Below are 8,490 nucleotides of genomic sequence, written 5' to 3'. Positions count from 1 at the left end.
GCCCCCAAGCAGATCATCTGTGCGGCGATGCGCAAACTGCTGCATTTCGTTTACGGAGTGCTCAAGTCGGGCCAACCCTTTGACCCGAAACTTGCGCTTGCTCGATGAGAAGCAAGACGGTATCTACAGGGAAATGTGCACGAGCTGCCGACCAGGCCGGCCGGTCGGCCGCCTCGAGTGCTTTTGATTCTTTTGCCCCCTCGAGAGGCTGAGTGGAGGTTCTGCGCAGTGGGCAACCCGGCATGGATGCCGGGTTAGCCGCCCCCGGCCATGGATGGCCGATGGCGGCGGCCCACGGAGCAGGACCGGAGCGAGGGCATGCCGAGCATTAGCGAGGCACCGAACGAAAGGGGCAAGAGCCCTTGGTTACTTGGGGCTCTTCCAAGTGACCCGCTGTAAGAGCGGAACCATAGGTGGTCGTTACCGCAGCAATGGATATGTACACCATAAAAGACACAATGCCATCGCGAGCAGGTTTTTGATGGTGTTCAGGTCATGCGTTCACCCGCGGTTCGCGCGGCATGCCCAGGGCCCGCTCGGCAATCACATTGCGCTGAATCTCGTTACTGCCACCGTAAATGGTGTCGGAGCGGGTGAACAGGAACAGCGACTGCAAGCGGCTGAGCTGGTAGGGCGCGGCGTCGAGGATTTCCCCGGCGTCGCCCAGCACGTCCATGGCAAGTTTGCCCAGATCGCTGTGCCAGGTGGACCAGGCCAGTTTGTAGATCATCGATTCGCGTCCGAGGTTGCCGTCTTGCGCACCTGAAAGCATACGCAGTGAGTTGTAGCGCAGCACCTTGAGACCGGCCCAGGCCTGGGCGATGCGCTGGCGTAGCAGCGGGTCGCGGGCGGCACCGTTGGCGCGGGCGATGCGGATGATCTCGTCGAGTTCGTTGTGGAACTGCATCTGCTGGCCCAGCGTCGATACGCCACGCTCGAAGCCCAGCAATGCCATGGCGATCTTCCAGCCATCGCCCGGTTGGCCGATCAGGTTGTCGGCACTGGTGGCGGTGTGGTCGAAAAATACTTCATTGAACTCACTGGTGCCGGTCAGTTGCTGGATCGGTTGCACGCGGATGCTGTCCTGGGCCATCGGCACCAGCAGGAACGACAAACCGTGATGCCCCTGGCTACCAGGCTCGGTGCGCGCCAGCACGAAACACCAGTCGGCCTCGTGCGCCAGGGAGGTCCAGACCTTCTGCCCACTGATCAGCCAGTGCTCGCCCGTGGCATCGAGTTTCGCCCGGGTCTGCACGTTGGCCAGGTCCGAGCCGGCACCCGGTTCCGAATAGCCCTGGCACCAGAACTGGCTGCCGTCGAGGATGCCGGGCAACAGGCGCTGCTGCTGGGCCGGGGTACCGAAGGCGGCGAGTGTCGGGCCGACCAGGCCTTCGCCGATATGACCCATGCGCCCGGGGCCACCGGCACGGGCGTACTCCTCATGGAAGATCACCTGCTGGCTGATGCTCAGTCCGCGTCCGCCGTGATCTTTCGACCAGCCCACGCCGATCCAGCCACCGGCAGCCAGTTCGCGTTCCCAGGCTTTGCGTTCTTCGGGAAAGCTGTGCTCATCCCCCGGTCCACCGCGAAAGCGCAAGGGCGAAAACTCGCCGCTCAGGTGTTCGGCCAGCCACTGGGCGACTTCTTCGCGGAACACTTCGTCTGCACGACTGAAACCGATTTTCATGCTTGTTCTCCCAAGAGATGAGCCGCCAGGCGCTCGCGGTGCAACGCCGGACTGCCCAATAGGTGTTCGCCGGCGCGGGCACGTTTGAAGTACAGGTGCGGATCGTATTCCCAGGTAAAACCGACGCCGCCATGCAGTTGGATCGACTCGGCAGCGCAATGGAAAAACGCCTCGCTGGCGTGGATTTTCGCAGTGGCGGCGGCTTGCTCAAGCTCTTTGGCCACAGTGGCATCGCCTTTCGGGTCCAGGCGTTCCTGGGCCACGCAGGCAGCGTAATAGGCCGCCGACCGGGCGCATTCGACTTGCAGCATCATGTCGGCGCAGCGGTGCTTGATTGCCTGGAAACTGGCAATGGTGCGTTTGAATTGCTGGCGTTCGGCGATGTACGCCAGGGTCAGGTCCAGGGCCTGTTGCGCACCGCCGGTCTGCTCGGCGGCAAGCCCGATGGCGGCGATCAACAAGGTGTCGCGCAGCACTGTCCAGCCTTGTTCGGGGCCGCAAAGTAGCTGCGCCTCGCTGACCTTCACCTGATGCAATTCAATGCATGCCAGGCGGCGGGTCTGGTCCAGAGTGGCCAGGGGAGTGCGGACCACGCCCGGCGTATCGCCCGGCAAGACAAACAGGCTAATGCCCTGTTCGCCCTGAGTGTCGGGGGCACGAGCGGCGACAATCAGCAGGTCGGCCGAGGCGCCATCGATAACTTGTGCGTACTGGCCGTCAAGGGTCCAGCCGCCGAGGCGCGGTGCGGCCACGACTTGCACGCTGCGAGCCTCCAGCCCCGGAACACTGGCGAAGGCCAGGGTGGCGCGGGTTTCGCCGGCGGCAATCGCCCCCAGCCAGTACTCCTGAAGGGCTTCATTGTGCCCCAGCAACAGGGCGGGGGTGGCCAGGCATGCCGTCGCGAATAGCGGTGAGCCGAGCAGATAGCGACCGCTTTGTTCCAGCAGGATCGCGAGTTCGACAAAACCCAGGCCCATGCCGCCAAAGCGCTCGGGCACCATCAACGCTGGCCAGTAAAGCTCCTGACCAATCCGCCGCCAGACCTCGGGATCATGCGCATCCGGGCGGTTCATCGCGGCACGCACGGCATGCGAGTCGCTGGCCTGGGCGAGAAAACGCTCGGCGCTGTCGCGAATCATCAGGTGCTCTTCGGTAAAAGCGAACTCCATGGGGGCGGTCTCTGCAAGGCGGATGGATGCGCAAAGTCTGAGCGGGTGGGAGCGGTGTTCGAATCACTAAAACGGACTAGGGACACTGCGTCATCGTGCTTCGCCCTGTAGGAGCCCGGCTTGCCGGCGAAGGCGTCCGTGAAATCGCCTTCGCCGGTAAGCCGCTCTCCCACAGATGCTTAGTCTCAACGGACGATGAAGTGCAAGGCGGCGCTTCGCACAATGCCAGCCACGTAAGCCATTCAGCCAACGAGGACCCAGGCATGATCGACATTCGCGGTTTGAGCTATTTCGTCTCGCAGATCGAAAACCTCAGCCATTGGCAGCGTTACGCCGAAGACGTGCTGGGCATGCAGGTACAGCCAGCGCCGGGCGGTGGCTTGTACGTGAAAATGGACGAGCGTCCGTTTCGCATGCTGATCGTCGAAGGCAGCGAGGCGCGTTATCTGGCTTCCGGTTGGGAGCTGGCCAATGAGCCGGCATTCCAGGCCGCACTTGAGCACCTGAGCGCGGCCTGCATCGAATGGCAGCCGGGCTCTGCCGCCGAGATCGATCAGCGCGGTGTACAGGCGCTGGTCAAAGTCACCGACCCCTCCGGCAACTGCCATGAACTGAGCTGGGGCCATCGCTCCGATTGCCTGCCGTTCGTGTCGCCCCAAGGTGTGCCGCGCTTCATCACTGGCGACATGGGCCTGGGCCACACGGTGCTGCCGGCGCCGAACTTCGACGCCACCCTGGCGTTCGCCAAGGATGTGCTCGGTTTCGAGCTGTCGGACATTTTCAACTTTCGTCCTGGCCCGTCGGCACCGCCGATCCGTATTCACTTCCTGCATTGCCAGAACGCCCGTCACCACAGCTTGGCACTGGCCGAGTACCCGGTGCCGTCTGGCTGCGTGCACGTGATGGTCGAGGTCGATTCGATGACCGAAGTCGGCCGTGCCCATGACCGCCTGCATGCCCACGACGTGAGCCTCTCGGCCACCCTCGGCCAGCACCTGAACGACCGCATGACCAGTTTCTACATGAAGACGCCGTCCGGGTTCGATCTGGAGTACGGGTTTGGTGGGTTGCAGGTCGACTGGGCCGAGCATTCGGCATTCGAATTCACTCGCGTGAGCATTTGGGGGCACGACTTTTCGGTCGGCCAACAGTAAGGAATGATCAACATGAACAAACAACTGACAGCGGCCGATGCGGTCGCTCAATTGCGCGATGGCATGACCATCGGTTTCGGCGGCTGGGGCCCGCGGCGCAAGCCGATGGCCATCGTGCGCGAGATCCTGCGTTCGCCGGTCAAGGACCTGACCGTGGTCGCCTACGGTGGCCCCGAAGTGGGCATGCTGTGCGCTGCCGGCAAGGTCAAGAAGCTGGTGTTCGGCTTCGCCACCCTTGATGCCATTCCGCTGGAACCCTACTACCGCAAGGCCCGCGAAGCCGGCGAGCTGGAGCTGATGGAGCTGGACGAAGGCATGTTCCAGTGGGGCCTGCGCGCCGCCGGCCTGCGCTTGCCGTTCCTGCCGACCCGTTGTGGCCTGGCAACCGATGTGACGCGCCTGAATCCGGAGCTCAAGACCATCCAGTCGCCTTATGCCGATGGCGAGGTGCTGCTGGCCATGCCGGCACTCAACCTCGACGTGGCGTTCTTGCATGCCAACGTCGCCGATCGCTTGGGCAACTGCCTGGTGACCGGTCCCGACCCATATTTTGACCACCTGTTCGCCCGCGCTGCCAAGCAATGCTTTGTCTCCTGCGAACGCCTGGAAGAACGCCTGGAGCTGAGCGCCGATCAGGCCCGCTTCAACACCTTCGAGCGTTACTTGGTGACCGGCGTGGTGCATGCGCCCCTCGGTGCGCACCCGACGCTCTGCGCCCCCGACTACGGCTGGGACCTCAAACACCTGAAAAACTATGTCGCCAGCAGCCAGGCGGACAACGGCTGGCAGGACTATGTGCAGACCTACATCGCCGGTGGCGAGCAGGCCTATCAGGCACAGAACGGTGGTGCCGACTCCATGGGCGCCTTGCCCCTTCCCGTGTTCTGAGGATTAGCGACTATGTCTGCAACCTGTGATTTCACCCTCGCTGAACTGATGATCGTCGCCGCCTCCGAGGCCTGGCGTGGCAATGGCGAGGTGATTGCCTCGGGCCTGGGCGTGATCCCGCGTCTGGGCGCTAGCCTGGCCAAGCTGACCCACAGCCCGGAACTGCTGATGACCGACAGCGAGGCGTTCCTGGTCGAAGAACCGATCCCGCTCGGCCCGCGTGGTGACTATGTGCCGCGTTACTCGGGGTACATGTCGTTCGAGCGGGTCTTCGAATGCGTCTGGGGTGGTCGCCGTCACGCGATGATCGGCCCGACCCAGATCGACCGTTGGGGCCAGACCAATCTGTCCTGCGTCGGCGACTATCAAAAGCCCAAGACCGCGATCCTGGGTGTGCGGGGCTTGCCCGGCAACAGCATCAACCACCTCAACTCGTTCTTCGTGCCCAGCCATAACACGCGGGTGTTTGTCAGCGGCGAAGTGGACATGGTCTCCGGTGTCGGCTTCAAGGCCGAGCGCTGGCCCGAAGGTGCGCGCCGCGACTTGATGGACATCCATTGCGTGGTCAGCGATCTGTGCGTCCTGGATTTCAATGGCCCGGAGCGTGCGGTGCAGGTGCGTTCGTTGCACCCCGGCGTGAGTTTCGAGCAGGTTCAGGAGAACACCGGTTTCCCGTTGCTCAAGTCCGCGCAGTTGCACGAAACCGTGCACCCCACCCCTGAGCAGTTGGCCCTGATCCGCCGCCTCGACCCCCACGATTACCGCGCCACCACGATCAAGGGCAACCCGCCCGGCATCCGTACGGCCTGAGACAAGGAGGCGAGCATGCACAGCAGCGACAGTGAATTTATCGTCCGCGAGGACAAAGCCATCTACGAGACGGACACCCCGGTGCTGTACAGCGTGGCCGAGGGTATCGCCACGCTGACGCTGAACCGGCCAACCTTCAACAACGCGCAAAACTCGCAGATGACCTACGCCCTGGATGCGTGCTTTCGCCAGGCGGTGAACGACGACAGCGTCAAGGTCATCGTCCTGCGGGGCAACGGCAAGCACTTCTCGGCGGGCCACGATATAGGCACTCCGGGGCGCGATATCGACAAGCCGTTTGAGCGCGCGCACCTGTGGTGGGATCACACCAACAAGCCTGGTGGCGAGCAGCTGTATGCCCGCGAGCAGGAGGTGTACCTGGGCATGTGCCGACGCTGGCGTGAACTGCCCAAGCCGACCATCGCGATGGTCCATGGCGCGTGTATCGCGGGTGGGCTGATGCTGGCCTGGGTCTGCGATCTGATCGTCGCCAGCGACGACGCGTTCTTCCAGGATCCGGTGGTGCGCATGGGCATTCCGGGGGTGGAGTACTTTGCCCATCCCTACGAAATGAACCCGCGTATTGCCAAGGAATTTCTCTTCACCGGTGACCGCATGAGCGCCAACCGCGCCTGGCAAGTGGGCATGGTCAACCGCCTGGTGTCACGTGAAGAACTGGAGTCGGCCACCTATGCCCTGGCCGCCGGCATCGCCCGCCAGCCGCGCATGGGCCTGGCGCTGACCAAGCAGGCGATCAACCACGTTGAAGACCTGCAAGGCAAGCGCACGGCAATGGATGCCGTGTTCGCCTGGCACCACTTTGCCCATGCCCATAACGAGCTGTTGTCCGGTGACAAACTCGGCGGTTTCGATGCCAAAGGCATGGCTCGGGCCAACAAGCAGGACGAGGACAAAAGCCAATGAACAGCTGGCTCGATACGCCGCTGACCGAGGCCCTCGGTTGCCGTTATCCGATTGTGCAAACCGCGATGGGCTGGGTCGCCGACGCCAATCTGGTGATCGCCACGACCCAAGCGGGAGGTTTTGGTTTTCTGGCAGGGGCGACCATCGCGGCGGATGAACTGGAAGGCGAAATTCTCAAGGTGATCGACGCCACTGGCGGCAGCAACTTCGGACTCAATTTCCATATGTTCCAGGACAACGCCACGCAGTGCGTCGACCTGGCGATCAAGTACCGCTTGCGCGCCGTGAGTTACGGACGCGGCCCGGACAAACAGACCATCGCGCGCTTCAAGGCAGCCAAGGTGTTGTGCATTCCCACTGTTGGTGCATTGAAGCATGCGCTGAAGGCGGTGGAACTGGGCGCCGATCTCATTACCATTCAGGGCGGTGAGGGCGGTGGCCACACCGGTGGCGTACCCAGTTCGATCCTGCTGCCCCAGGTACTGGCGGCGGTCAAGGTGCCGGTGATCGCGGCCGGTGGGTTTTCCACCGGACGTGGCCTGGCCTCGGTGTTGGCTGCTGGCGGCGCAGGCATCGCCATGGGCACGCGTTTTCTCATGACCCGTGAATCGCCGACCCCGGCCGCAACGCTCGAACACTATCTGAAGGTAAACGATCCGCAGCAAGTGCGCGTGACCACGGCGGTCGATGGCATGCGCCACCGCATGATCGAAAACCGCTTCATCAATCACTTGGAACAGGCGGGTTCCTTCGGTCGCCTGCGCATTGCTCTGGGCAGCGCCTGGCAGTGGAAGCAGCAGACTGGCATGAGCCTGGGACACATGGCCGCAGTGTTTGTTCGCGCGTTGCGTGAAGACCCTTCCGCGTTGTCGCAAGTGGTGATGGCCGCCAACCAGCCGGTGCTGTTGCAGCGCTCGATGGTCGATGGCGCACCGGACGAAGGCATCTTGCCCAGTGGCCAGGTTGCCGCCGCCATCGGCGAGTTGCTCAGTTGTCGTGAAGTCATCGAAGGCATCGCCAGCGAGGCCCAGCAATGCCTGGATGCGCTCCTGGCACGTAGCCAGGCACGCCCCTCTCACCATCCTGCCAGCATTGGAGAACCCCTATGACCCCGGCATTTACCACGCAACTCAATCAGGGGATCGCTGAGCTGGTGATCGCCAAACCACCGGTCAACGCCCTGGACAGCCAGGAGTGGCAAGCCTTGGCGCAACAGATCGAAACCCTTGGTGCCAACCCCGAGGTGCGGGTGATCGTTATCCGCGCCGAGGGCCGCGGATTTTGCGCGGGTGTCGACATCAAGGAACTGGACAAGTACCCGGAGCGCATCGTCGAGGTCAATGCCGGTAATTACGCGACCTTCAAGGCCGTGCACCGCAACCCGGTGCCGGTGATTGTCGCAGTGCATGGTTTTGTCCTCGGTGGCGGCATTGGTATCACCGGGGCGGCGGACATCGTTGTCGCTTCTGAATGCGCGACCTTCGCCTTGCCGGAAGTCGACCGTGGGGCCATGGGGGGCGGTGCACATCTGCAACGTCTGTTCCCGGTGCAGAAAGTTCGCTACCTGTTCTTTACCGGCGACAGCATCGGCGCACCCGAAGCCCTTCAGTACGGCTTTATCGAACGGATCGTCAGCAAGGACCAGTTGCGTGAAACCGCCTTGGGCATCGCGGCAAAAATTGCCGAAAAAAGCCCGGGGATGATTCGCATCGCCAAGGAAGCCTTGAACGGCATCGAAGACGGCAATCTGGAAGATAAATACCGCTGGGAACAGGGCTTCACCATGCAGGCCTACAGCAGCCCGGACTCCGCGGAAACGCGCCGGGCCTTCGTCGAAAAACGCGACGCCAAGTTCTGA

8 protein-coding genes and 1 pseudogene are annotated in these 8,490 nt (G+C 62.9%); 7 read left to right on the top strand and 2 right to left on the bottom strand.

All coding sequences use genetic code 11. The features are described from left to right. Positions 1-108, top strand: a pseudogene (locus CKW19_RS29270) (IS110 family transposase); the annotation flags it as partial. 385 nt (positions 109-493) lie between these two features. Here the strand turns inward: CKW19_RS29270 and CKW19_RS25965 are convergent. Then, entirely contained in the window at positions 494-1,687 is a 1,194-nt protein-coding gene (locus CKW19_RS25965; protein WP_095061070.1) for an acyl-CoA dehydrogenase family protein, read from the bottom strand. Then, entirely contained in the window at positions 1,684-2,856 is a 1,173-nt protein-coding gene (locus CKW19_RS25960; RefSeq protein WP_095061068.1) for an acyl-CoA dehydrogenase family protein, read from the bottom strand. The genes CKW19_RS25965 and CKW19_RS25960 overlap by 4 nt, the downstream gene beginning before the upstream one ends. Positions 2,857-3,119: 263 nt before the next feature. Between CKW19_RS25960 and CKW19_RS25955 the strand changes: the two genes are divergently transcribed. Genes CKW19_RS25955 through CKW19_RS25930 form a run of 6 tightly spaced genes read left to right on the top strand, consistent with a single transcriptional unit; the run spans position 3,120 to position 8,490 of the window. After that, complete coding sequence (locus tag CKW19_RS25955) at positions 3,120-4,010, top strand: VOC family protein (protein WP_095061066.1); 891 nt, start codon at positions 3,120-3,122, stop codon at positions 4,008-4,010. 12 nt (positions 4,011-4,022) lie between these two features. Next, entirely contained in the window at positions 4,023-4,898 is an 876-nt protein-coding gene (locus tag CKW19_RS25950; protein ID WP_095061064.1) for a CoA transferase subunit A, read from the top strand. A gap of 12 nt (positions 4,899-4,910) precedes the next feature. After that, positions 4,911-5,708, top strand: coding sequence for a CoA-transferase subunit beta (locus CKW19_RS25945; RefSeq protein ID WP_095061062.1), 798 nt, complete (start codon positions 4,911-4,913; stop codon positions 5,706-5,708). 15 nt (positions 5,709-5,723) lie between these two features. Further along, positions 5,724-6,632 carry an enoyl-CoA hydratase gene (locus CKW19_RS25940; RefSeq protein ID WP_095061060.1) on the top strand — a complete coding sequence of 303 codons (909 nt, stop codon included), beginning with the start codon at positions 5,724-5,726 and terminating at the stop codon, positions 6,630-6,632. Then, positions 6,629-7,741: a nitronate monooxygenase family protein gene (locus tag CKW19_RS25935; protein ID WP_095061058.1), complete on the top strand. Its 1,113-nt coding sequence runs from the start codon at positions 6,629-6,631 to the stop codon at positions 7,739-7,741. Before CKW19_RS25940 ends, CKW19_RS25935 begins: the two co-directional genes overlap by 4 nt. Next, a complete protein-coding gene (locus CKW19_RS25930) occupies positions 7,738-8,490 on the top strand; it encodes an enoyl-CoA hydratase family protein (RefSeq protein ID WP_095061056.1) in 753 nt (250 codons plus the stop codon). The genes CKW19_RS25935 and CKW19_RS25930 overlap by 4 nt, the downstream gene beginning before the upstream one ends.

It is taken from the genome of Pseudomonas sp. Irchel s3f7 (genome assembly GCF_900187615.1).
Taxonomy (GTDB): domain Bacteria; phylum Pseudomonadota; class Gammaproteobacteria; order Pseudomonadales; family Pseudomonadaceae; genus Aquipseudomonas.
The sequence above is the reverse complement of the archived record's forward strand: the minus strand, read 5'-3'. Positions and strand labels throughout refer to the sequence as shown.